This window comes from Alphaproteobacteria bacterium (assembly GCA_024244705.1).
Taxonomy (GTDB): Bacteria; Pseudomonadota; Alphaproteobacteria; order JAAEOK01; family JAAEOK01; genus JAAEOK01.
In genome coordinates, this window is record JAAEOK010000115.1 from 1 (window position 1) to 23,877 (window position 23,877).

General features: G+C 63.8%; 22 protein-coding genes. 11 read left to right on the plus strand and 11 right to left on the minus strand.

Annotation, left to right across the window (positions count from 1 at the left end):
• Positions 1-118: 118 nt before the first annotated feature.
• Positions 119-403, minus strand: a complete 285-nt coding sequence (locus GY791_21075) for a hypothetical protein (GenBank protein ID MCP4330888.1) — start codon at positions 401-403, stop codon at positions 119-121.
• 593 nt (positions 404-996) lie between these two features.
• Between GY791_21075 and GY791_21080 the strand changes: the two genes are divergently transcribed.
• Positions 997-3,174, plus strand: coding sequence for a hypothetical protein (locus GY791_21080; GenBank protein MCP4330889.1), 2,178 nt, complete (start codon positions 997-999; stop codon positions 3,172-3,174).
• A 292-nt stretch (positions 3,175-3,466) separates the two neighbouring features.
• Here the strand turns inward: GY791_21080 and GY791_21085 are convergent, their stop codons facing one another.
• Together GY791_21085 and msrB are read right to left on the minus strand one after the other, a co-directional pair.
• Positions 3,467-5,767 (minus strand): tetratricopeptide repeat protein, encoded by a 2,301-nt coding sequence (locus GY791_21085; GenBank protein MCP4330890.1) that lies wholly within the window; start codon positions 5,765-5,767, stop codon positions 3,467-3,469.
• The gene (gene msrB / locus GY791_21090) at positions 5,764-6,183 is read right to left on the minus strand and encodes a peptide-methionine (R)-S-oxide reductase MsrB (GenBank protein MCP4330891.1); all 420 of its coding nucleotides are present in this window, start codon (positions 6,181-6,183) and stop codon (positions 5,764-5,766) included. The genes GY791_21085 and msrB overlap by 4 nt, the downstream gene beginning before the upstream one ends.
• A gap of 198 nt (positions 6,184-6,381) precedes the next feature.
• Between msrB and GY791_21095 the strand changes: the two genes are divergently transcribed.
• The 3 genes from GY791_21095 (at position 6,382) to GY791_21105 (ending at position 7,637) form a co-directional block, all read left to right on the plus strand.
• The gene (locus GY791_21095) at positions 6,382-6,735 is read left to right on the plus strand and encodes a hypothetical protein (GenBank protein ID MCP4330892.1); all 354 of its coding nucleotides are present in this window, start codon (positions 6,382-6,384) and stop codon (positions 6,733-6,735) included.
• 161 nt (positions 6,736-6,896) lie between these two features.
• The gene (locus tag GY791_21100; GenBank protein MCP4330893.1) at positions 6,897-7,070 is read left to right on the plus strand and encodes a DUF1272 domain-containing protein; all 174 of its coding nucleotides are present in this window, start codon (positions 6,897-6,899) and stop codon (positions 7,068-7,070) included.
• 183 nt (positions 7,071-7,253) lie between these two features.
• A complete protein-coding gene (locus GY791_21105) occupies positions 7,254-7,637 on the plus strand; it encodes a hypothetical protein (GenBank protein ID MCP4330894.1) in 384 nt (127 codons plus the stop codon).
• Positions 7,638-7,658: 21 nt separating this feature from the next.
• On the opposite strand, the gene GY791_21110 is transcribed toward GY791_21105, so the two are convergent.
• The 4 genes from GY791_21110 to GY791_21125 form a co-directional block, all read right to left on the minus strand.
• Entirely contained in the window at positions 7,659-8,291 is a 633-nt protein-coding gene (locus GY791_21110) for a DUF1326 domain-containing protein (GenBank protein MCP4330895.1), read from the minus strand.
• A 110-nt stretch (positions 8,292-8,401) separates the two neighbouring features.
• A complete protein-coding gene (locus GY791_21115) occupies positions 8,402-9,772 on the minus strand; it encodes a hypothetical protein (GenBank protein MCP4330896.1) in 1,371 nt (456 codons plus the stop codon).
• Positions 9,773-9,933: 161 nt separating this feature from the next.
• Complete coding sequence (locus GY791_21120) at positions 9,934-10,215, minus strand: hypothetical protein (GenBank protein ID MCP4330897.1); 282 nt, start codon at positions 10,213-10,215, stop codon at positions 9,934-9,936.
• Positions 10,216-10,306: 91 nt separating this feature from the next.
• Positions 10,307-11,233 (minus strand): glyoxylate/hydroxypyruvate reductase A, encoded by a 927-nt coding sequence (locus GY791_21125; GenBank protein MCP4330898.1) that lies wholly within the window; start codon positions 11,231-11,233, stop codon positions 10,307-10,309.
• Between the two features lie 97 nt (positions 11,234-11,330).
• Here GY791_21125 and GY791_21130 point away from each other — a divergent pair, with 97 nt between their 5' ends.
• From GY791_21130 to GY791_21140, 3 genes are all read left to right on the plus strand, one after another.
• Positions 11,331-11,858: a cell wall hydrolase gene (locus GY791_21130; GenBank protein MCP4330899.1), complete on the plus strand. Its 528-nt coding sequence runs from the start codon at positions 11,331-11,333 to the stop codon at positions 11,856-11,858.
• Between the two features lie 125 nt (positions 11,859-11,983).
• Complete coding sequence (locus GY791_21135) at positions 11,984-13,114, plus strand: iron-containing alcohol dehydrogenase (GenBank protein MCP4330900.1); 1,131 nt, start codon at positions 11,984-11,986, stop codon at positions 13,112-13,114.
• A gap of 154 nt (positions 13,115-13,268) precedes the next feature.
• Positions 13,269-13,661 carry a VOC family protein gene (locus tag GY791_21140; protein MCP4330901.1) on the plus strand — a complete coding sequence of 131 codons (393 nt, stop codon included), beginning with the start codon at positions 13,269-13,271 and terminating at the stop codon, positions 13,659-13,661.
• Between the two features lie 22 nt (positions 13,662-13,683).
• Here the strand turns inward: GY791_21140 and GY791_21145 are convergent, their stop codons facing one another.
• Positions 13,684-14,814, minus strand: coding sequence for an aminotransferase class I/II-fold pyridoxal phosphate-dependent enzyme (locus tag GY791_21145; GenBank protein ID MCP4330902.1), 1,131 nt, complete (start codon positions 14,812-14,814; stop codon positions 13,684-13,686).
• A 199-nt stretch (positions 14,815-15,013) separates the two neighbouring features.
• Here GY791_21145 and GY791_21150 point away from each other — a divergent pair, with 199 nt between their 5' ends.
• From GY791_21150 to GY791_21165, 4 genes are all read left to right on the plus strand, one after another.
• Complete coding sequence (locus GY791_21150; GenBank protein MCP4330903.1) at positions 15,014-15,928, plus strand: EamA family transporter; 915 nt, start codon at positions 15,014-15,016, stop codon at positions 15,926-15,928.
• Between the two features lie 123 nt (positions 15,929-16,051).
• Entirely contained in the window at positions 16,052-17,083 is a 1,032-nt protein-coding gene (locus GY791_21155; GenBank protein MCP4330904.1) for an Ldh family oxidoreductase, read from the plus strand.
• Between the two features lie 149 nt (positions 17,084-17,232).
• Entirely contained in the window at positions 17,233-18,468 is a 1,236-nt protein-coding gene (locus tag GY791_21160; GenBank protein ID MCP4330905.1) for a glycosyltransferase family 4 protein, read from the plus strand.
• A 175-nt stretch (positions 18,469-18,643) separates the two neighbouring features.
• Positions 18,644-19,555, plus strand: a complete 912-nt coding sequence (locus GY791_21165; protein MCP4330906.1) for an amino acid dehydrogenase — start codon at positions 18,644-18,646, stop codon at positions 19,553-19,555.
• A gap of 39 nt (positions 19,556-19,594) precedes the next feature.
• Here GY791_21165 and GY791_21170 read toward each other — a convergent pair whose 3' ends face one another.
• The 3 genes from GY791_21170 to GY791_21180 all read right to left on the minus strand — a co-directional run bounded on the left by GY791_21170 (position 19,595) and on the right by GY791_21180 (position 23,720).
• The gene (locus GY791_21170) at positions 19,595-20,386 is read right to left on the minus strand and encodes a dioxygenase (protein ID MCP4330907.1); all 792 of its coding nucleotides are present in this window, start codon (positions 20,384-20,386) and stop codon (positions 19,595-19,597) included.
• Between the two features lie 7 nt (positions 20,387-20,393).
• The gene (locus GY791_21175; protein ID MCP4330908.1) at positions 20,394-21,365 is read right to left on the minus strand and encodes a glutathione S-transferase family protein; all 972 of its coding nucleotides are present in this window, start codon (positions 21,363-21,365) and stop codon (positions 20,394-20,396) included.
• A gap of 108 nt (positions 21,366-21,473) precedes the next feature.
• The gene (locus tag GY791_21180) at positions 21,474-23,720 is read right to left on the minus strand and encodes a tetratricopeptide repeat protein (GenBank protein MCP4330909.1); all 2,247 of its coding nucleotides are present in this window, start codon (positions 23,718-23,720) and stop codon (positions 21,474-21,476) included.
• Between the last annotated feature and the right edge of the window lie 157 nt (positions 23,721-23,877).

Sequence of the window (23,877 nt, forward strand, 5' to 3'; positions counted from 1 at the left end):
GTCCGGCCGCACCAAAATCGTCTCGAAGTGAAACCGGAGAACCCATGGCAAACCTCCATCCGTTTGCCATCTTGAATCAGAAAAACACCGTTCCGGAAAGCCCCTATATGAGTCCCACTCACAGAGACTTGGTATTAGTGAGTAACTCGGTGCAAGTGGTTTTATTTTTGGCACTTTGATACTCGTCGCAAATACTAATATCTTGCTCCTCAGTTTGCCGTGTCACATCGGCAGCAACCGCCATCGCAGACAAGCAGCACAAGCATGCGACGCTTGCAAAGACAATTCCCAGATGACGGACAATGCTTTTAGCTGATATTCCCCAGATGGGGGGGCGATAGCGGTATGGGTTTTTATTTCTTGGCGACAATGCAACCTTCGGCTGGTCGAAATTCCGTCCCATCTTCACTCCCTCACGGTGCTTTGCTAGGGCGCGCTTGCTCTGCCTCGCGCCTATGGAAGAGGGCAAGGACGAATACTTGTGAGATGGGGAAATCCTAATCGGTCTGTCCATGTCCTTCTTGTCCTAGTGTCACACCCTCAGGGTGGGGCAAAGAGCCAGTTTCTTATGGTCTCTTTTTGTCCTTCTTTATATTCTTGTCCCTCTTAGGGGTGAGTAAGCACGACAAGAATGTCAGGATGCCACCCTGCAACGCTGATTGGCGGTCGTCTCGGGGCGCTCAGATAACCGACAATATCAAATTGAAGCGCGTTCACAAGCATGTACTCGCCGGGATCTCGAAACAAAAGCACCCGGACCTCCCGACGGGGAAGCTGTGCCTTGCGAGTGTCGAAGTGCGCTCCCCCAGCGTAAGACTTAGGGCGCACCGGCTGTTCAATGGCCAAATCGGTCCGAAAAACCAGCAGATCACCGTGCAATGTCCCGACTAAATCTGGAATCGTCGCCGACCGCCTCTCGTGCTACCGTTTCCGGTTAGTGAGAGGCGGTATTCGGGAAATCCCGCCTAATCGGAGAGATTGAGCGGGTATATTCAAATGCATGGGAAAAGATCCTTTCTTCGAATATGCGTCTTCTTCTCGATTGCTGTAGTCATCTGCATCCAGACTGGATCATCTGATGCCGCGGTGCTCTGCCCTTCAAATGCAAAGGGCCTTGCCGGGAACGGTGAACCGTTCACCTGTCAATGTAGCGATGGCCTGAAGCCGAGTACGGTTTGGGGAACTGATCTTTATACCGATGACTCGGACATTTGCGGAGCGGCAATCCATGCTGGCCTCATAGACCGTAGCGGCGGCGTCGTAACGTTTGAAGTCGCCACGGGAGCAGACGAATATTCGGGGTCGGAAAGAAACGGACTCTCGTCCGACGATTGGGGGAACTGGAATAGAAGCTTTCGGTTCGTGGCATCTTCCGACTCGCAGGCTCCCGAAACCGGATCAAATGAAGCGCCGACAACCGCCTCAACACAAAGCGTGGTATCGACGGCATCCCTCGAACAATCGCCTGTCGATCGAGGCGTTCAGGGTATTTGGAAGGGAACATATGTCTGCGGGCAAGGCCTGACCGGCCTCACCTTAACGATCGAAGGCGTGGACCTTTCCCAACTGACGGCCAGTTTCAAGTTCTATCCCGTGCCTGAGAACCCCGGTGTTCCGAATGGCGAACTGGGAATGATCGGCGAATTCGATCCAAATATGGGTCAGCTCGAGATGCGTCCGGGCGAATGGGTCCGCCGCCCATCCGGCTACGCCACAGTTGGAGTGACCGCCGCTCTCGATACAACAGCGCAGACGCTGACCGGCCGTCTGTTGGTCGGTGGCTGCAAGCCCTTTGAGTTGACCCGCGCCTCACCACCCAGCGCCTCCTCCTCAGATTACGCATCCGAAGAAGAGGAGAAGCCTGCGATTGACGCGGCTACTGGCAATCAGGATTCTCCGGTAGTGGCAAAGCCAACGGGCTCACAAATGCATTCCTCGGCTGGAACGTTGGGCGATGACAAGGCACCCGAGCAAGACGCAGACTCGGAGGACAAAAACACAGATCCGCTTCAGCAGCTCGCCGATGATATTATGAACTATGATCCCTTGGCCGAAGACGATGAGGCAACGCTAGAAAACGAACTAGCGGTGATTGAAGACGAACTAGACACATTATCGGTTCTAGTTAGAGCGGGCACGGATATGACAGCAGAATGCCACGCGCTGGCGGGCCACCCCTCCGAGTCGGGAAATAGCGATGTCGGAAAACCTTTTGACCAGATTGATACTCTATTGGCGATCCCTGCATGTCAACGTGCTGTTGCCGAAGACGCTAGCGATGAGAATTTTTATCGACTGGGCCGTGCGCTGGACAAGGCTGAAGAGTATGGCAAGGCTATCGGCTGGTATCGAAAGGCTGCTGGCCAGGGGTACGCCGACGCTCAACGTAATCTTGGTGTGTTGTACTACCTCGGCCAGGGAGTTGATCAAGACTATGCTGAAGCCGCGCGGTGGTTTCGCCTGGCTGCCGACCAAGGGGACGTCGACAGCCAATTCAATCTCGGGTTGATGTATCGCAACGAATTGGGAGTAGCTCAAGACTATGCTGAAGCCGCTCGGTTGTATCGGCTGGCTGCTGACCAAGGGGACGCCGACAGCCAATTCAATCTTGGTACGCTGTACGAAACTGGACAGGGTACCAACCAAGACATTGTGGAGGCCGCTCGGTTGTATCGGTTGGCCGCTGACCAGGGGAACGTCGACGCTCAATACAATCTTGGCGTTCTATACGAAGAGGGCCGCGGGGTTGATCAAGACTACGCCGAAGCCGCTCGGTGGTACCGCAAGGCAGCCGACCAAGGATACGCCGAAGCTCAAGACAATCTCGGCCTGATGTATTATGAGGGAAGAGGTGTTGACCAAGATGTCAGCGCGGCCTTTATGTGGATTAGTAAAGCAGCTGAACAGGGCCTTTCCAACGCGCAACGGAATCTTGTCGCGTTGGGGTTAGAGGCAATTCTGGGCGTCGATAGCGGAGCTTCGACATCTTCCGGCGGCGGTCCTGACGGAGAATGGCAGGCTGAGTACTGGTGCGAGGTAGGTTACAACTACTCGTTTACAGACGGCGGGGCCGGTCCGGAGCAGTGGACTGTCTGCGAAAACAGTAATGGTCAAAGTTGGTCCCAGCATTGGTCTGATCCCTGCTACGGAGTGGAAGGCTGGTGCAATCCTTAGAAGGCGGCAAGTGCCCGTTGCACGTCGCCTCATTGGCATTGATAGAAATAGGAAGAATGACCTGAGCCCCTGAACTCCCTCCAAATTTGAGCAGATTCTTTCGAGCACGAGGAGAGAGACGATGAGCATATAATTGAGCTTCTGAAGGAACATGAGCTTGAGCGTCGTGCCTTGGCGTACCCGCGACGTGGTCTCAGGAATAGGCGATGACCGAACCTGTCTCGATCGGCGCGGTCGGTCGGTCACGCAGGCATCAAAGCCCAGGAAAATTCGCGGACAATGCATTCCGGCATCATTCCGGCTTCCGGCACCAGACGTGGTACATGCCGGCGAAGGCCTTCGGGTTGCGTTCCTCGAAGACGTCCCAGCCGGCGAGATCGGTCTGCGTCGCGTCGTCGGGAAAGTTGGCGCGATAGCGCGACGCGACCGTCGGGTCGGCATGCTGCAGGCCGATGAAGTCGAGGCCCAGCCGGTCGAGCATGGCGCCGATCTCGGGCAGCGAGAAGCTGTGTTCCTGGACATGGAAGACGAGGTCGCGGCAGCCGCTGAGGCTGTAAAAATCCGTCGAATCGAGAAGCCCGCGATAGGCGGCGTAATCGGGATCGAAGATCACCTTTTGGCGGAAGTCGCGCAGGGCGGTCGCGTCGGCGGGCGCGGTTCCGGTATCGTGGGCGTCGCGGGCGGCGGCGATGTGGTGCCGCGAGCGCCGGCTGTAGAGCGCCACCATCATCACGCCGCCGGGCCGTACCAGACCGGCGAGCACGCGCCAGCCGGCTTCGGGATCCTCGAGATGATGCAGCACGCCGGCCGCCTCGACGATGTCGAAGCGGCGCTCGAGCGCGCCCAGTTCGAGGATATCGGCGACTGCGAACTCGACATTGTCGACGCCGAGATCCTGGGCCCGGCGCGCGGCATAGCCGAGGCTCGCGCGGCTGAGGTCGACCGCCAGCACGCGGCTGTCGCGATAGACCAACGCCGCCTCGGCGATCGGATGCTGGCCGGTACCGGCGCCGGCGACCAGCACCTCGACCGGGCCGCGCAGCAAGGCCGGCGGGTCGAAATGGGGGAACAGGTCGCGGAGGATGGCGGCCGGGCTCTCGGGCGATTGGCGGGTCAGCGACGACCAGCGCGGGTAGGGGTTGGCCTCGTATTGCGCCGCCACCGCCTGCGACGTCGCGTCGTCGATCGGCGTCAGGGCGGGAAGCGCGGCCGCCAGCGCCCCGTCGCGGGCGCGATCGTGGAACTCCTCGCGGAGCCAGGGCCGGAGCGGCGCCAGCCAGGATTCGTTCGGCACCGCGGCCAGCGCCTCGCGATTGGCGAGCGATGACGGCGGCGCATAGAGCCCATACTTGACCAACGCCACCTGGGTCGCGGGCGCCCCCCAATCCGCGGCCGCTTCCAGTTTGCGGCGCCAGGCGCCGACCCGCTCCGCCTCGCCGTCGTCGAAAGCGAAGGCATATTCATTGGCCGCGCATTGCCGCGCGATGGCCGCGGCGAGTCGCAAATCCGGCCCGTCGGCGGCGAAATCCCATGCCGCGAGACGCCGCCGAAGAGCGGTCAGGAACACTTCCAACGCCGGGTCGGCATTGACTGCCGCCGCCAGGTACGCGGCGAGCAAACGGTCGCCCATCAGGCGCTCCAACAGGGCGTCGTCAATGTCGATGTCGCGCATCTCCGCCGGGGTCGCCGGCAGGCCGTATTTGAGCCGCAGGTGGCGGGCGGTCAACGGGCCGACGGCGGCCAACCCGATATCGGGCCAGCCGTAGGCGGTGGTCAGCAGCCGGTCGATGGCCGGTTGGTAGCGCTGGAGGTCACCCCGGGACAGGGTCGTGACCAAGCCGAGACGCGCCGCCGAATCGTCGGGGACGAGCGCCAGCGCCCGGGAGAACAGGTCTTGGGCGGTCTGCAGCTCGCCGATCTCGGCCAGCGCCTCGCCGAGGTTGATCAGCAACGGGGCGTCGTCCGGCGCCAAATCGACGGCGCGATGAAAGACCTCGAGCGCGGCCGAGAACTTGCCCTGGCGGCTCAGCAGATTGCCCAGGTTGTTGAGCGCATCGACCGATTCCGGCATCAGCTCGAGGGCGCGGCGGTAGTGGCGCTCGGCGTCCGCGGCGAGACCCTGTCGGGCCAGCGCGATACCCAGATTGTTGTGGATATTCGGGTCCTCGGGGGCGAAGTCGAGCGCCTTGCGGAAGGCGTTCGCCGCCTCGGCCAGCCGGCTGCGGGCCTCGAACACGTTGCCGAGCGTGGTCCAGGCGGGAGCGAAATCGGGACGGTGCTCGAGCGCCAGCCGGGCCTGAGCCTCCGCGCCGTCATAGTCTTTCTGCTGACCCCTGACGGTCGCCAGCCGGTTGATGATACCGACATTGGCGGGCTCGACCTGCAAGGCTTGGGTGTAGATATCCGCCGCCCCGTCGAGGTCGCCGCGATGTTCGTGCAGCAGGCCCATATATTGCAGCGCCCGCGCGTGCCGTGGCGCGGCCTCCAGTACCTGCCGATAGAGATCCTCCGCCCGGGCGAGGTCGCCCTCCTGGTGCGCCCGCAGGGCGGACGCCAGCACGGCGTCGGCGGGCGCGGCGTCGGACAGGCTCATGTGTCGTCGCTGTCGAGATCGAGCGCGACCGAGTTCATGCAATAGCGCAAGCCCGTCGGCTGCGGGCCGTCCGGAAAGACATGGCCGAGATGGGCGTCGCAATGGGAGCACAAAACCTCGGTCCGGCGCATGAACAAGGCTCGATCCTCTTCCTCGCGCACTGCCTGGTCATGAATCGCTTCGTAGAAGCTCGGCCACCCGGTGCCGGAGTCGAACTTGGTGTCGGCATGGAACAATGGGTTGCCGCAGCAAACGCAGACATAAATGCCGGGTTCCTTGGAATCATGGTGCTTGCCGGTGAACGGACGCTCGGTGCCCCTGCGCCGGCAGACATGGTACTGCTCGGGCGACAGCTGCGCCCGCCATTCGGAATCGGACTTTTCGGTTTTATCGGACTTTTCCATCTTGTCGGACATTGGGACTTTCCTTCCTTTTCCCGCCATCTCCGCGGTTGGCGGGGAGGCGCGATATCGCGCGCTATATGTAGGGAATCCAGGGGCGAAAAACCATCCCCCGAGCGCGGTCGGCCCGGGCCTGCCGTTCATCGCCGGTTCAGTGAGACCCGCCTATCGTCCGGCCATGTCGAAGGTTCACCATGAACCAGGAGAACGCGGATGACCCGATTGAAAGCCTTGATGTGCGCCACCGCTTTGGCCGGCGGCATGGCCTGCGCCGCGGCCCCACCGGCGACCGCCCAGGACCTCCAGATCGGCCTGGAGGAGCTGGCGATCACCGGACTCGCCATTGCCGGCGGGCTGTTGATCTATCAGGCGGTGGAAGACGCCGACGACGACCAGTACCAATACAACGGCCGCTATGACGACCGCTACGATTTCTACCGGGACAACGGCTATTGGCCGCGGCCGCCGCGTTGCGGCGACGGCTTCGCGCCGCCCGGCCTGCGCAAACACGGCTGCCGCCCGCCGGGCCACGCCCACGGCCATTACAAGCGGAGGAACTGGAACTAAGTAAGCATCGTCGCGGGCCACGGAACTCCACGTTCTCATGCGCCGCCCGGCGCTGTCGGGCGGCGCCGATGGATCGAGGACGCAGGACAGCGATCGACCGGCGCACGGGACCTGTCTCCGCGTTCCTGCTATCCTGGTGAGCCAACCGACAGGGGACCGCCATGGCTCTGGAAATGCGCGCTCAATGCGAGAAATGCGAAACCGCCCTGCCGCAAGACGGCGCCGCCACCATCTGCAGCTACGAGTGCACCTTTTGCCCCGGCTGCGCGGCGGCGATGGATCAGACCTGCCCCAATTGCGGCGGCGAGCTGGTGGCAAGGCCGAAACGCAAATAAGTCCACGACCGGTCGGCAACCGGTTGGTTCGATGATCGAAGGTTTCGCCCCCCGGCCGGCGCGAGGTCTCTGGTAGTTCCCCGATTTAATCGATACTGTAAATACACTTTTTGGCGAATCGCTCCGGTATCCCGGCTTTGTTGTCGGGGCCGCCGGATCGAGCGCGACAGTGAGGAGAGGGACATGACGAAATTGGCGACCATGATGGTGATTGCCGTTGGCCTGGCATTCCTGTTGGTCGGTCCACGTGGGGCGAACGCCGAGGACCGCGTCCTAACCGCGGTGGAAATTGAGGCTGTTCTCGACGGTGCCACCGCCCATGGCACGGGTAGCCGGGGGGCGCCCTATCAGGTCCGGTACGGAGACGGCGGGGCCATGTCACTAACCACGAACAGCGGTTTCACCGACAGCGGCGAATGGAGCCTCGATGGCGATCTCTATTGCGCGCAGTGGCAGAAGGTCCGTGACGGTGACAAGGGCTGCTGGAAGGTCGTCCAGAAAGACGACCGTAATTTTAGGTTCGAGGGCGTCGACGGCATGGACGATCACGAATTGCTGATCGAATAGGAACGCGACCTTGAAGCGGTCCTAAGCGATGATGCCGTGGGGGCCGTAGCTGACGTCGATCAGGAACGCGTAGCGGCCGGCACAGTTGAATTTGATCTCGCCCGTGCCTTCGGCGTCGGCGCTCGCCATTTCCGCCTCGTGGAATTCGAAGCCGTCGTTCAGCGTGATCTTGGCGTAGTGGGGCTTGCCGGTGACCGGATTGCGGATCGGCTCGAAGTTCCCCTTGGCCACACCCGGAATGTCGATATGGCCAGACCGCGCCGCCATGTCCCACGCCATGTCGATCGGCAGATAAAGGGTATCTTCCTCGGCTGCAATCGTCCCGCCGATAATGTTGAACATGGTCGTCGGCTCCTGTTCTTCCCCGGACAGGATCTTGATGATCGCCTCGCGCTGCGCCTGGTCGGCGCGTTCGTCGATGATTCCCTGCGCCGTGCCGCCGCCTTCATGAAGCGGGCCGGGCCAGCGGAAGGTCGCCCCGAAACGGAGCCTGTCCAGGCGCATGTCGCCGAAATGACCTTCGATGATCTCCGAAGCCTCGAAGCCCTCGCAGGGCCTCCGTGTCGGCGGCGCGTTGAACTCGCACGGGCAGCCGTAATCGCAGCTGCAGGTCGCCAGTTTGACGGTACGAATCTTCCAATCCAGATGGACCATTATCCTGTCCCCCGGTAAATCCGTTTCGCCTCGCCCGATGATTGCGAAATGTCGCGCGCTCGGCAACCGATTGCCGTCGGCGCCGGCTCGCCGGCCGGCACTCTTTTCGGTCAGGCCGTCGTTTCCGGGTCGGTATCGTAGGCGCGCAGTGCGAGCCACACCCGGCGGCCGCCTTCCAGGATCGACAGCGCGCTCGCGGCGTAGAGCGCGAGATAGATGATCGTGCCGAGCCGCGCCTCGTCCATGAACGGACCCCATAGCAGGCGATTGTCGAGCAACAGCAGGATGGCGGTGACGAAAACCAGCACCGGGACGGCCAGGATGGCGGCCCGGTAGACCCGGTGGCGGGCGGGTCGCAACGGGTCGATCCATACCGGCGCGATCAGGGCGAGGCGGTCGTTGTCGAAGAGTTCGCCGTCGGGGTCGCGGGCGCGGCACAGCCGGTGGTAGACCCGGCGCAGCTGCAGGGTTTCGCCGAGCAGCGAGGCGGTCAGCAGGAAGCCGGCGGCGACAAGCACCGGGAACAGCAGCACGAGTTCGTTGAGCCCGACCGGCAGTTGGCCGAAAGGCGTCTGTATTTCGCGCAGATTCTTCATCTCCTCGAGCCGGGCCACGACTTTCTTCAGCTCGCGGTCGACCGCCTTGCGCTGTCGCTGCGCATCGCTGAGCGCGTTGTTCGTGTCCCAGCCCTGTTCATGGATGACGCGCTCGTGGCCTTCGATGAGCCCAACGTAGGTGTTCTCGAAATCGCTGTATTCATCACGCAAGCGGCCATCGGCGCTGGCGCCGTCAGGCGCCCAGCCCGGCGATTCGCCAAACAGCCAGGCGCTGAAGCGGCCCTGCAGCGTCGACAATTCCTCTTGCAGCGGCACATACAGGTCGTTGCGCAGGTGGGAAATGCGCTTGTAGCCGAACAAGTCTTGTATCTGGCGGTCCAGCCGCGTCAGTTGCGTCGCCAGCGCACAGCGCGTCCACGGTTCGCCGGTCAGCAAAAAGCAGGGATCGTCCTTGGCCGGCGCCAGCACCGGGTAGCGGCGGCGCAGTCCGTCCGGCAGCTCCGCCGCGGCGCCGTCGCCACTCAGCCAGGGCCGCAGATCGGGGTCGTCACCAATATCCGTCCTGATGCCGGCCAGCCGCCGCCGTTGTTGCGTTTGGCCGGCTTCCAGCTTGCGCAGCTGAATTTCGCCGAGCGCGCCGAAAACCGTCTCGAGGTGAGTCCGGAAAGTCTCTTCGAGCTGCCGGTGTTCGGTCAAACGGGCATCCAGGTCGCGCACCTCCCGTTCGATCGACGCCAGCTCCGCTTCGTGGACATAGCGCAGGCCGCGGAACGTGACATAAGGATAGAAGACCAACACGAAGACGATGGTGACCAACCCGGTGACACTGATCAGCGCGGTGCGAAAGTTCTTCGCCTTGCGTTCGTAGAGACCATAGAAGCGCTGGCTCTGCTCCTCGATGATCTTCGGATCGGGTCCAGGCATGGGGGCGCCCACGGTTCGTTCAGGCGAATTTGCTCCGCCGCGCTCGGCGCGGGACCCCACGATCAAAAGGCCGATTCATTTCCCCAAGTCTACCATGCCCGACCGCCCCGCCAATGGCCGATCGGGACCGTTGGCCGACGCGATGCGACCCGGCTGGGCCGTTAGGGAAGCCCGCGCCGCAGGTCTTCCGCGGTCAACACCGGCATGATCTCGATCGCCGCGTCGAGCTTGGCGAACAACGGCTCGTTGATGTGCGCCAGTTCGGCGGGGTCGGCGATATCGATAAATACCATTCCAGCGCGCTTGCCCTGGTCGACCAGGAAATAGGCTGCTTCCGGTTTGTGTTCGGCAAGCAGCGCTTCGATCGCCTCCGCCAGCGAGCCATCGGAAATCGCGGCGTTGCCCTTTTCCACCGGTATCGTAAATCGAAACATCATGCGCATGGCATTCTCCTTGATATGCCGAAAACAGGGCCTCGGCCCAGCCCACCAGTACTCATTCACCGATCACCAGGCGGCGATGTTTTGCGCCCGATCAATATCCGCGATCGAAATCAACGACATAAAGCGGCGATTCGCCGTTCTCGATGCGGGCGATGTTTTGCGCCACCGATTCGATCGCGGTTTCCGGGATCGAGAACGCCGCGATATGTGGGGTGACGATGATTCTCGGATGGACCCAAAACGGATGATTCTCGGGCAGCGGTTCCTCGTTGAACACGTCGAGGGCGGCGGCCGAGAGCTGGCCGCTGTCGAGCGCGTCGAGCAGGTCGGCTTCGACGGCATGGCCGCCGCGCGCGCAATTGACGATCGTGGCACCACGCGGCAGACCCGCGAAGAGTTGCTTGTTCAGAATACCGCCGGTCTCGTCAGTGAGCGGCAGCAGGCATACCAGGATGTTGGTGCGGGCCAGGAGTTCGGCCAAGCCATCCTCGCCATGGAAGCATTGGATGCCTTCGATCTGTTTCGGGGTCCGCGACCAGCCGGCGACATCGAACCGCAGACCGACCAGCTTCTCGGCGGCATCCTGGGCCAGGGTGCCCAGTCCGAGGAAACCGACGCGACGGTCCCAGGGTGCCGTCGGGTCGAGCATCTTCCAGCGCCGCTCGGCCTGGTACTGGCGATAGTCGATGGCCCGGGTGTGCAGGTTGAGCACTTGCTGCACCACATGGACGGTCATACTCGCCGTCATGCCGAGTTCGACCATGCGGATGACCGGGACCGGCGGCAATTGGGAATCGCCGGCGAGATGGTCGACCCCGGCCCAGAGCGAGAAGATCGCCTTCAGATTGGGCAGCGACGCCAGCATTCCGGGCGGCGGGTCATAGACCAGGGCATATTCGATGTCGCCGCGCGGTTCGAGGTCCGGGAACACCCGGATCTCGCATTCGGGGATCTGACGGGACAGGGCAGCCAGCCACGGCTCCGGGTCGGTCATGTCTCGCTTGAATAGGAGTGTCATGTCTCTCTCCAGGTTTGTGCTCGTACCGGCTGGACGTTGCCCGCCCATGATTTGTGGCGCATTCTAAGTCATGCAGGCAAGAGGCACGAGACGGCGTATGACCGGCGATTTGATGAAGCTGTTCGAACGCGCCGGCCCGACCGGCCGGACGCTTCTCAAAGGGGCCGCCGCGGCGCTCGTCGTGGTTATTTTGGCCGGCTTGGTCAGCCTGTTCCGAGGGGAAACCAAGATCGCGGCGCTCGATGACGAAATCGAGTGCTTGGCGCTAAATGTTTATTTCGAGGCGCGCTCGGAGGACCAACGTGGCCAGAGCGCGATCGCCCATCTGACGCTCAACCGGGTCGATTCGCCGGCCTTCCCCGACACCGTGTGCGGCGTTGTCACGCAGGGTCAGGGCGGTCGACACCGATGCCAGTTCAGCTGGTATTGCGACGGCCTCCACGATAGCCCGGCGAACCCGGCGGCGTGGGAGAACGCAATGCGGATCGCGCGGGCGGCCCGAAGCGCGCGCGGCAATGACCCGACCCGAGGCGCGGTATATTTTCACTTACGGAGGGTCGAGCCGTTGTGGGCCGAGAAATTGACCCGGACGGTCGAGATCGGTGATCATCTCTTCTATAAATAGTGTCGTAATCGCGGCCTGGTCAGCGTGGCCAAATTAGCCGCTGCCGGCAATTGCGACGCCGCCATCCCGACACGGGATCGGCGTCGGGTTCGGCCTTTTCATCCGCCGCATCGATCGGAGTTCCCATGGCCACCATCACCTATTTGACCAAAATCCAGTTCGATTTCGGCGCCCTCGGGCTGCTGACGGACGAGCTCGCCGGGCTGGGCGCGACGCGGCCGCTGATCGTCACCGACGCCGGCCTTGTCGCCACCGGTCTTGTCGACAGGGTACGGGACGCGCTGCCCCCTGGGAGCGACCCGCCGGTCTTCGATGGCACGCCGCAGAACCCGACCGAGGCAGCGGTCCGCGAGGGCCTGTCGCGCTACCGTAAGGCCGGCTGTGACAGCATCGTCGGCGTCGGCGGCGGTTCGTCGCTCGACCTCGCCAAGGGTGTGCGCCTGCTCGCCACCCATGACGGCCCGCTCGCCCAATACGCCTTAGTCGAGGGTGGGCTGGCCCGAATCCGGCCCGACCTGCCGCCGCTGATAGCGATCCCGACCACCGCCGGTACCGGCAGCGAGGTCGGTCGCAGCGCCGTCGTCATCATGGACGACGGCCGCAAGCTCGGCGTGGTCAGTCCGCATATGCTGCCCAGCGTGGCGCTCTGCGACCCCGAACTGACCCTCGCTCTGCCGCCCGGCCTGACGGCGGCGACCGGCCTCGACGCCATCGCCCACTGTATCGAAACCTTCCTGTCCCCGGCGGTCAACCCGCCGGCCGATGCCATCGCGCTCGACGGATTGCACCGCGCCGCCAGGCATATCGAAACCGCGGTCGCCGACGGCGCCAATCGCGACGCGCGGTGGAACATGATGATGGCCGCGCTCGAGGGTGCGATGGCGTTCCAGAAGGGTCTCGGGGCGGTCCACGCCATGTCCCATCCGCTCGGCGCCTTGCCCGGCCTGACGCTGCACCACGGCACCTTGAACGCGGTCGTCATGCCGGCCGTGCTGCGCTTCAACGCCGGCCATGTCGGCGACAAGTACGACCGCCTCGCCGAGGCGCTCGGACTCGCCGCCGGCAGCGACGTCGCCGATGCGATCGCCGACCTCAACCGGCGGCTCGGCATCCCGACCGGGCTCGGCGAGATGGGCGTCCGCGCGGAGCAGCTGCCGCCGCTTGCCGAGCAGGCGATGGGCGACCATTGCAACCCGACCAATCCGCGTCCGGCGACCGGCGATGACTACCGCGTTTTATTCGAGGCGTGCCTATAGGAATCAGTCGGTTCCGTGCTGGCAATCGGCGATGCCGCAATGCGTTCGATCGACCGGCCGTCGCGGCGAACGGTGTCGGCGCTCTGACCGCCAGCCCGCCACGGATTGCGCTATAATTCCGTGAATGCCGCGGCAATCGCAGGGACCCGAGCCGATGACGATCTCGATCAAGAACCTCGACCACGTCGTGCTGCGCGTGGCCGACATCGATCGTGCCGTCCGCTTCTATTGCGACGTGCTGGGATGCAGCGAGGAGCGCCGCCTCGAATCGATCGGCCTGGTCCAGCTCCGCGCCGGCGATTCACTGATCGATTTGGTACCCAGGGAACCGGGCGAGGCGGCGGGTCCGGGCAACATGGACCACTTCGCGCTGCGCATCGATCCCTTCGAGGCGGTGGCGATCGGTCGCCATCTTGAGCGTCACGGCGTTAAATTCGGCGACGTCGAGACGCGCTACGGCGCCGATGGCGACGGCCCGTCGATCTATCTCGACGATCTGGACGGCAATGTCGTCGAACTCAAGGGGCCTGCCGCCGATCGAGCGTGATGATCCGGCGCCGGCGGTTCGGCTACGATTTTCGGTTCGAGTTCAAATAGGCGCGAAAGGCGGCCAGGCCTTCGTCGATTCCGGCACGGCCGAATCCGATGCGGAACCGGTCCTGGGGCGTATCGATGAGCTCCGAGCGGTAGACCTTGGGCGGCAGCAACAGGATGCCGGCGCGGTCGACCAGGTCCTCGCAGAATTCGTCGGCGCTGCCGGCACCGAGATAACGGGGGTAGCCGACGCAGCCGCCGTCGGACCGGCGCCATTCGAAGAGGTCGGGGTACTCGCCGAAGAAGGCGTCGAGCTTCGCCGCATTGGCGTCGACGAGCGCCCGGTTGCGGGCGAGGATCCGGTCGCGCGCCTTGAGCGCGATCAGTGCCAGCCACTCGCTCGGCCCCGAGTTGCAGATCGATAGATAGTGCTTGTAGCGCTCCATCCGTTGCCGCACACCGGAATCCTTGGTCATGATCCAGCCGATGCGCAGGCCCGGCAGGCCGTAGACCTTGGACATGACGTGGAGCGACAGGCCGCGCTCATAGACGTCCGCCGCTTGTGGCAGGCGCAGGGCCGGGTCGCGCTCGACCAGCCGGTAGACTTCATCGCTGAACAGATAGAGGCCGTGGGTCCGGCACAGCTCGACGAGCGCATCGAAGCGCTCGCGGTCGAGGATGGCGCCGGTCGGGTTGTTGGGGAAGTTGATCGAAACGACCTTGGTGTTGGGGCGGATCGCCTGGGCCACCCGGTCGATGTCGAGCGACCAGCCGTCGTCGGCGTCGAGCGGCACCCCGGTGACGGCGCAGATATCGAGCGGCACGGTCTCCGCCGCTTGATAGTTGGGCACCGCGACGATGGCGTGGCTGTCGGCGTCGAGCAGCACGCGCATCGCGGTATAGACGCCTTCTTCGGCGCCGGCGAAGCACAATATGTCGTCCGCCGTCGCGGTGTCGTAGGTGGCGGCGATCGTGGCTCGCAGTTCGGCCAGCCCAAAGGTCTCCGAATAGCCGAGCCACTGGGTCTCGAACGCCTCGCGATCCTCCGGCGACGCCATCGCCAGCAGGTCGGGGAGGCTCAGGCTCTCCATGTCCGAGGCGGTCATGTGGTAGCGCGCGGCGAACTCCCAGGTCGAGAAATAACGCTCGAGAGCAAAATCGCGCATATCGGGAACCACCCACCGTAACCAATCGGAAAGGAATGACTGGCATAGCTTGCACCGTTGGCGAGTTCAAGCTCGCGCTGCATTGACAACGGCGGTGGAGTAGTCGCGCCAGCCGGTTCCGCCGAACCTTTCCTTGACTGCCGCGGCTGTGCGGGGGATCAGATATCGGGACGTCTCCACTTCCCGATCGCGCCGAGCCATGGAACGGATTACGCCGGTCGACTATCTGCTGCTGCTCAGTCTCGGCCTCATCTGGGGCGCGCAATTCCTGTTCATCGAGATCGCCATCGCCGCCGTGCCGCCGGCCTTGGTCGCGGCCGCGCGCATCGTCGTCGGCGCAGCGGTGATAACTCTGCTGGCGCGGATCCTTGCCGGCCGGCTGCACGGGATCGACGCCGCTGCGTTACCGCCCGGCCTCCGTCCTTGGGTCCACTTTTCTCTGATTGGGTTGTTCGAGGCGACGATCCCGTTCTTCCTCATGGCCTGGGGCCAGCAGCACATCCACAGCAGCATCGCTGCCATCCTGCTCGGCACGGTGCCGCTTTTCACTCTCGCCCTGTCGGCGCTTTTCGTGCCCGGCGAAGGCCTGCGGCTGGCCAGCGTGATCGGCGTGTTGCTGGGCTTCGCCGGTGTCGCCATCCTGATCGGTCCGGAAGCATTCAGCGGGTTCGTCGCGGACATTGCGGGGGAGCTTGCGCTCCTCGGTGCCTCGCTCAGTTTCGCCATCGCCTACGTGCTGATCAAGCTGTTGCCGCCGATGCCATTGATGACCAAGGCGCGCAATTTGCTGTGGTGCGCCTCGATCCAGATCGTCATCGTGGCCCTGATCGTCGACGATCGCTGGGACTTCACCCTGACCGCGGACGCGCTGCTCGCCATCCTCGCCCTCGGCGCGCTGTGCTCGGGGATCGTGTTCATCCCCTTCGTCGCGCTGATCAATCGCGCCGGGCCGACCTTCGCCTCGCTCAACAACGCCTTGATCCCGCCGATCGGTTTGCTGCTGGGCGTGGTCTTTCTCGGCGAGCCCTTGACTTGGCAGGCCCTCCTGGCGATGGCGGTGATCGTCCTTGGCCTCGCCGCGATGGCCGTACCGCGTCGTCAAATCGACGCATAGGGACGCCCGGCGACCGAGTCCCGCAGCCCAGATCGTAGAGCCGGACAGCCGCCACTTAGGGCTGGGAATCGGTCGTCTATTTGCCCATTCTGCGGGCCCGTCCCGCAACCGGGGAGCCGCGCCATGGCCGCCGTTACCGTCGCCGTTCCGGATCTTGAAGCGCTGGTCGGCGCGATCCTCGCCGGCGCCGGCTTCGCCGACGATACCGCCGCCGTGATCGCGGCCCATCTGGTCGGTGCCGAGGCGCGGGGCGTGGCCTCCCACGGCGTGGCCCGGCTCGTTCCGTACCTGGCCGCCGTCCGTGAAGGCGAGCTCGATCCCCGGGCGCGGCCGCGATTGGTCAGGAGCGAGGGTGCCGTCATCGAGGTCGACGGCGGTCTCGGTCTCGGCATCGCGGCCATGGAATTCGCGCTCGACGCCCTAATGCCGGTGGCCAGAAATCACGGCGTCGCGGCTGCCGGAATCATCGAATGCGGCCACACCGGCCGGGTCGGCGCCTATGCCGAGCGGGGCGCACGGGAGGGCTTCTTTGTTCAATGCTTCGGCGGTGGCGGCCGGCGCAAGTTTCCCCGCGTCGTGCCCCACGGCGGCGTCGGCCCGATCATGAACACCAATCCGTATGCCCTGGCAGCGCCGGCCGGCGACGGCGACCCCGTGGTCGCAGATTTCGCGACCTCGGCGATTGCCATGGGCAAGGTTCACGTCGCCAATGCACGAGGCTGCGCGCTTCCGGATGGCGTTGCCGTCGACCGTGACGGTGGTCCGACGACCTCGGCAAGTCTGGTCGGTGCCGGCAATGGCTACTTGCTGCCGGCCGCCGGGCCCAAGGGCAGCGGCCTCGGCGTCGTCGCCGAGCTTGTCGCCGAGGCCATGATGGGGCGCGCCTACGAACACAATTGGATCATGATCGCTTTGCGCGCCGACGCCTTTCGGCCGATCGAAGACTACCGCCGCGACGCCTTGGCCTTCGTCGACGAGCTCCACGCCGTGCCGCCGGCACCCGGATTCGAGAAGGTGCTGGCGCCCGGCGAGCCGGAACACATTAAGGCGCTTGGCGCCGCCCGCGACGGGATCGTCCTCGACGACGAGGTCCGGTCACGGGTCGCGGACGCGGCTCGCTCGGTCGGTGTCGCGGTCGATTTTCCCGCCAAATGATCGGAGACTGATCTCAATGCCAAGCCTGATTCGTGCAGGATGCGTCGCATACTCTTGCTACCGGTTTCGATTTGCCGCGGGCTCGTCGCCTGGGTATGGATGGCCTTTATGCCGGTAAATATTCTCGGGGAATCGGCAAGGCCGCGGCCATGAATGTTCCCGCCGGCCATTCCGGGGGAATCCTCGACATCGCCTTTGTCGGAACCTTGCCACCCTGCCAGACCGGGGCGTCCATCGTTTGCCTACAATTGCTTGACGGGTTCGCCCGGTGCGGCCATCGGGTGCGGGCACTGGCACCGATCACGCCCGAGTTCGAAACCGCCGGGGCCGCCATCCAGGACACCCATACGGCGATCAATCTGCGCTGGTTTCCAATGCCGAGCTATGAGCCGTTCCCCAATCGTCCGCCGCCATTGCCGTTCCGCCTTGAGGAGAGGCGTCAGATCGAATCCCACTTCGGTCAACTTCTGCGCGACGAGCGACCCGATGTGGTCATAATTGGCCGCGAGACCTATGCCTGGATCGCCACCGAACATGTCCGTACGGCAGGCGTGCCGTCGGTGCTTTACGTCCATGGCGGTGCGAGCACGGCGATGGCCCGAGGCAGCTACCCCAAGTCCCCACAAGCGGAATTGCTGAGCCAATACCGCGCCGCAGACCGCATCGTCACCATGGCCAGCCATTGGGCGAAGACGCTGCACTGGCTCGGCCTCGCCAACGTCATATCTGTCCGCAACCCCGTGGCGCTTGATCGCTTCGCCCCCGGTCCCTGCGACCTGTCACTGAGGCATGCTTTGGCACTGCAGGACAATGCCATCGTCGTGCTTCACGCCTCCCATCTCGGCCCCGTCAAACGCTGCCACGATATTATACGTTCGGCGGCGCAGGCCTGCCCCGCCGACGACCGGCTGGTCTACGTGTTCGTCGGAGACGGTCAAGGATTGGCCGACCTCAAGCAGTTCTCCGAGGAACAAGGCGTGAGCGAACGCTGCCGCTTTGTCGGCTGGGTCTCGCATGGCCGTATGCCGGCCTATCTGAATTTGGCGGATCTGGTCGTAATGCCATCGGAAGCGGAGGTCCAGTCGCTGGTTTATCTTGAGGCCATGGCTTGTGAACGGGTGCTGGTTGCTAGTGATATTCCCGCGGCACGGGAAATCTTGGACGATGGCGAGTCCGGCCTGCTATTCCCTGGCGGCGCCGTCGATAGGTTGACCAACCTTACCTTGGCGCTGGCGAGTTCCGCCGACCGCCGTGCCGAGATCGGAAGGAATGCGCGCCGCCGGGTTGCCGCTCATGGCTTGGAGTCAGTCGTTGCCGACCACGAGCGGATACTCTTGGGAATTGTCCACGCCCGGGACGTGGCGAGCGACGCCTGGGGCGCCTGACTTGGTTTCGTTGTCGCAGAATGGGTCCGGATCCGCTGTGCCAGGCGATATCCTTGCACTCGCTGCGGCGCATGCGGTCGAACGCATCGAGATTGAGTACGACACAGCCACGGATGCTTGGATTTTTGTCGTTCTCGATGATACCCGCCGCGGGCCGGCTGCTGGTGGAACCCGGATGAAACTGTACCGCCGCCCGGTTGATGGCCTCGCCGATGCGCTCAGACTCGCCTCTGCAATGTCGGCGAAGTGGGCAATTGTCGATATCCCACGCGGCGGTGGAAAGGGCGTATTGGCCTTGTCGCGACCACTTTTGGGCAATGAACGCGCCGGGCTGCTGCACCGTTATGGACAATTGGTCGGCCGCCTCCAAGGTGAATTCACCACCGGCATCGACCTCGGCACAACTGCGGGCGACCTTCGTGTCGTCGCCGAAGAGACCGACCATGTCCATTCGTTCTTTCGCGACTACCCCTATCGCGAAGAACTCGGCATGTATACGGCATGCGGAGTTGTCTCCGCGCTGGATGCCGTGCTCCGCCATTGGGCGGGCTCGCCACAGTTCGCCGGACTGACGGCGATGATCCAAGGTCTCGGTGGCGTCGGCGCGCCGCTTGCGCGAATGCTGGCTACGGCCGGCGTCCGACTTCGGGTAACCGACAGTGACGACGCCCGCGCCCGCCACCTGGCGTCGTCGGTAAACGCATGTGTTCTTGATCCGGAGGCCGTTTTCGACAGTGAAGCCGAGGTATTCATGCCGTGCGCCGACGGCGGTATCCTCAATGATCAGACAATTGGCCGCTTGCGTGTCAAGGCGGTGGTTGGCGCCGCCAACAATCAGCTGTTCGACGCACCTGCGGTTCGACGACTGCATCGACGGGGTATATTGTTTGCCCCCGATTTTCTGGCCAATGCCGGTGCTGCAATCGCCGTCGACTCGGCCGACAGGGGGCTGCCGGAAGCACGGGTGGGTGAGCGTATCGACGTGATCGGCCGCAAATTGACTGGCATCCTGGCGGAGGCGTCGGAGCGCGACGAGCCACCGATCTTCGCGGCCCGGCGACAGGTCGCCGCCGCCTTTGGCCGCTAGCCGAACCGATTCTTCGGACGCTCAAACGGCGACCGGCGCTTAGACTGCCTCGGCATCACCGAAGGCGAAGGCGGTCATCGCCAGGATGCCGTAGGTGTAGCTTTGGTGGAGCAATCGGCCGGGCCCGCCGCCGGCGCCCGCGGCGACGAACAGGGGCAGGAAATGCTCTTCACTGGGGTGGTTCCAGACCGCCTCCGGTGCCCGCGAACGGTAGTCGAGCAGGAGCGGGATATCGCCGGCGGTCACCGTGTCGACCAGCCAGGCGTCGAAGGCCAAAGCCTGCGGCAGGGTCGCTGCACTCACGCCCTGGCCATGGAATTGCCTCAGATTGTGGGTCGCACTGCCGCTCGCCACGATCAGCACGTTTTCCTCGCGCAGCGGGGCCAGCGCGGCGCCAAGCGTCAAATGGTGGCCGGGCCCGGCGGCGGTCTGCACCGACAGTTGGGCGACCGGAATATCGGCCTCGGGATACATCAGGAAGAGCGGCGTCCAGGCGCCGTGATCGAGGCCGCGTGCCGGATCCTCGCCGCATGTCAGTCCCGCCGCCCGCACCAGGTTCGCCGCCCGCGCGGCCATTTCCGGCGCCCCGGGGGCGGGGTAGGACAGGGCGTAGAGATCCGGCCGAAAGCCGTAGAAATCGTGGATGGTCTCGGGCCGCGCGGTGGTCGTCACCGCCGGCTCGGCCTGTTCCCAGTGGGCGGAAACGCAGAGGATGGCCGCCGGCCGCCCGACCTCGGTTCCCAGTTGGCGGAGGAAATCCCGTGCCGGGGCGTCGTCGAGGACCAGGGTTGGTGCGCCGTGAGTGACGAATAGCGCGGGAAGGGGCGTCACGACGGTATTATGCCGCGGCCCGCAGGCGGTTCCGGTCGTGGTCCGCGGACAGGTCTATCTCGGGTCCCGCCGGAACGATGCCGGTCGGATTGATCGAGCGGTGGCTGCCGTAATAGTGCGCCTTGATATGGTCCATATCGACGGTCTCGGCGATCCCCGGGACTTGATAGAGCTCGCGTAGATAGTTGGACAGGTTGGGGTAGTCGGCGATCCGGCGCAGGTTGCACTTGAAATGGCCGTGATAGACCGGATCGAACCGGACCAGGGTCGTGAACAGGCGCCAATCGGCCTCGGTGATCCGGTCGCCGGCGAGATAGCGGCGCTCGCCGAGCAATTGCTCGAGATCGTCTAGCGTGGCGAACAGCGCGTCGACGGCGCGGTCGTAGGCCGCCTGAGTGCCGGCGAACCCCGCCTTGTAGACCCCGTTGTTGATGTCGTTGAAGACGCGGTCGTTGATGCGGTCGATCTCTTCGCGCAGCCCCTCGGGATAGAAATCGATCGCCGGGTCGCCCCAGGCATCGAATGCCGAATTGAGCATGCGGATGATCTCCGCCGATTCGTTGTTGACGATGGTCTCCGTCTCCTTGTCCCACAACACCGGCACCGTCACCCGGCCGGTATATTTGGCATCGGCCTTGGCATAGATCTCACGCAGCAGCCGCACGCCGTAGAGGTCGTCGGCGTTGGCGCCGGGCACCGGCGAGAACGACCAGCCGTCCTCGCCCATGCGCGCCTCGACCGTCGACACTCCGATCTCGTCTTCGAGCCCCTTGAGGGCGCGGAAGATCAGCGTCCGGTGGGCCCACGGGCAGGCGAGCGAGACATAGAGATGATAGCGCCCGGTCGCCGCGGGATAGGCACTCGACCCGTCGGCCGTGACGCGGTCGTGAAAGACGGATTCCGTTCGTTGAAATGTGCCGTCCGCGGACCGTGGCCGGTCCTTTTCGTGGACCCAGGCGCCGTCGACCATCATGCCCATGGTGGTCTCCCTTGCTGACTCGGCCGGCCGGTGGCCGCTTGAAACCCAGTCCGCCTAAGGTAATTGGCGGCCCGCAGATGGCAAGGGCCGCGCCCGTTGAGTTTGAATCTAGTCGGTTGCCGCGAACTCGCCGAGGGTCTCGATCATCGGGCCGATTTGCTTTTCGTAGCGCTTCCAGCCCTTGACCGAGGACGCATAGATCGGCTGCCGTGCCTGCCAAATGCTGGCGGTGCGGATCGGCCGGTCCGATTTCTGCGGCTCGAGGCAGCGGTCGTCCCAATCGAGTCCGGTATGCGCGATCATGCGGCGGCTGACGGTCTCCGGATCGGCGATCAGATCCTCGTATTGCACGTCGAGGATTTCAAGCGGCCGCACTGCCTGCCAATGGTCCATGTAGCGGCGATAGGCGCGATAGAAATTGGCGATGTTGCGCTGATCCCACATATAGACCTGGGTCTCCTGGAAGAATTGCAGGAAACACGACAGACAGGTGTCGATCGGGTCGCGCTGGACGTGAATGACCTTGGCGTTGGGGAACAGCAGGGCGATCAGCCCGATGCGCGCGAAATTATCCGGCATCTTGTCGACAATCCGTGCGGCGTTGGGGTCGATTTCGTCGAGGCGGCCGAGATAGGTGCGGGCCTGTTTGTGGGCGTTGGCGATGTCGAGTTGCGGAACGCATTTCGGATAATCTTGCGCGGTTCCGAGATCGAGGTTCATGAAGAGCTCGATCTGCCGCATTTGCTCGAGTTCGCCGGCGCCGGTGATATCCGGGTGACGGTCGAGGATGCGCTCGACCAGGGTCGTGCCCGAACGGGGCATGCCGACGACGAAGACCGGCCGTTCGTCCCCTTCGCCATGGGCCCACCGGTCCTCGAAAAAACCTTCGGCGAAAATCTCGGCGACACCGGCTAGCCGCTCCTCGATCTGGGACGCGTCCTGGCCGACTTTTTCGTGCATCAGGGCGTTGCCGGCGGCGAAGTCGCGGAAGGCGTCGTCATCATGGCCCTGGTTGCTCGCGGCGCGGCCCAGGGCAAAGTACGCGGCGGCCCGATTGCTCGGCTCGATAGCGGAATCTGCGGCCAGCGCGGTAAGTGCATCGACTTCGGGTTCGGAGAGCCGAACGTTCTTGTCCGCGGTGAGGCTCAGATAGGGGTCGGTCTTGTCCGGGTGCAACTCGATCGAGTGGCGGAACACCTCGGCCGCCTCCTCGAACCGTCCCGTCATCTGCAGGGCGATACCTTTCAGATTCGGCAAATTGGGGTCGCCATGCTTTTCGGCCTCCAAGGAATCGAATATCTCGAGCGCTTCTTCCGGTCGCTGAATGTCGAGGAGCGACGCGCCGATATCCAGGCGGATGTCCGCGCGGTTGGGCTCGAGCGCGAGCGCCGCGCGGTAGGAATCGGTCGCCAGTCTTTTCATCCCGGCTTTGTTCAACGCGCTCGCCAGCCGCAATTGAATGTCCGATCGGTTGGGCGCCAGCGCCAATCCCAGTCGGTAGGAGACAATCGCCGCCTTGTAAATACCAGCCGCGGCGAAGGCGTCGCCGGCCGATAGGCGCAAATCGGGGTCTTCCGGCGACAGCGCGAGCGCCTGGTCCATATGCGCCAAACCTTCCAGGCGATCACCCTCTTGCAGCAACAGATTCGCCAAATTGTAGCGGGCGGCCGCGTCTTTGGGATCGATCTCGACGGCCTGCCGATAGAGCGCGAGCGCCTCCTCCTTCTGATCCGTTTCGACCAAGGCGTTGCCGAGATTGATGAAACCCTCGACGAAACGGGGATTGACGCGGACCGCGAAACGGAGCAGCTCGATCCCCTTCTCGATATCGCGATCGGGGTCGCCCTCGGGAAGGCGAATCAGTGCGGTACCCAGTTTGGCCTTGGCCTCGGCGAAATCGGACTTGATTCGCAACGCGTCGTTAAAGGCCTCCATGGCCTCGCGAATCTTGCCCTGTGCCATCAACGCGGTGCCCATGTTGCAGGGTGCGCCAGGCGCGTCGGGTTCGAGGGCGCGAGCGCGCCGGTAATGGTTGATCGCCTCGTCGTAGCGGCCGAGGGTGCGATAGGCCTCGCCGATATTGTTGTGAAAGTCGGAGATATCTCCCTGCAGGGCGATGGCTTGGCTGATCAGTTGGATCGCCGGTTCCGGATGACCGGTCTGGTAGGCGATGAGGCCGAGGAGGTGGAGCGCGTGCGGCTGTTCAGGGTCCTGCTGCAGGATACGGCGATAGCCGAGTTCGGCGTCCTCCAGCTTGCCGTCCTCATGCGCCTCGAAGGCCGCCTTGAACATCTTGTCCAGGTCGGCGTCCGACAATATCTGTTGCTTCCAGAACTGGTTTTGCGGCGTCGCCATGGCCACGCTCCAATCTTCGATTTGTTGGCGCGATCAGGTATACGGTGATCGCCGGGCCGATGTCGACAAAGGAGACGTTCGTCGCGCGGACATTACATCACATCGCGATTCGGCCACGGCGAAGCCCGATGGCATATCAGGGATCGGCTCGACCTTT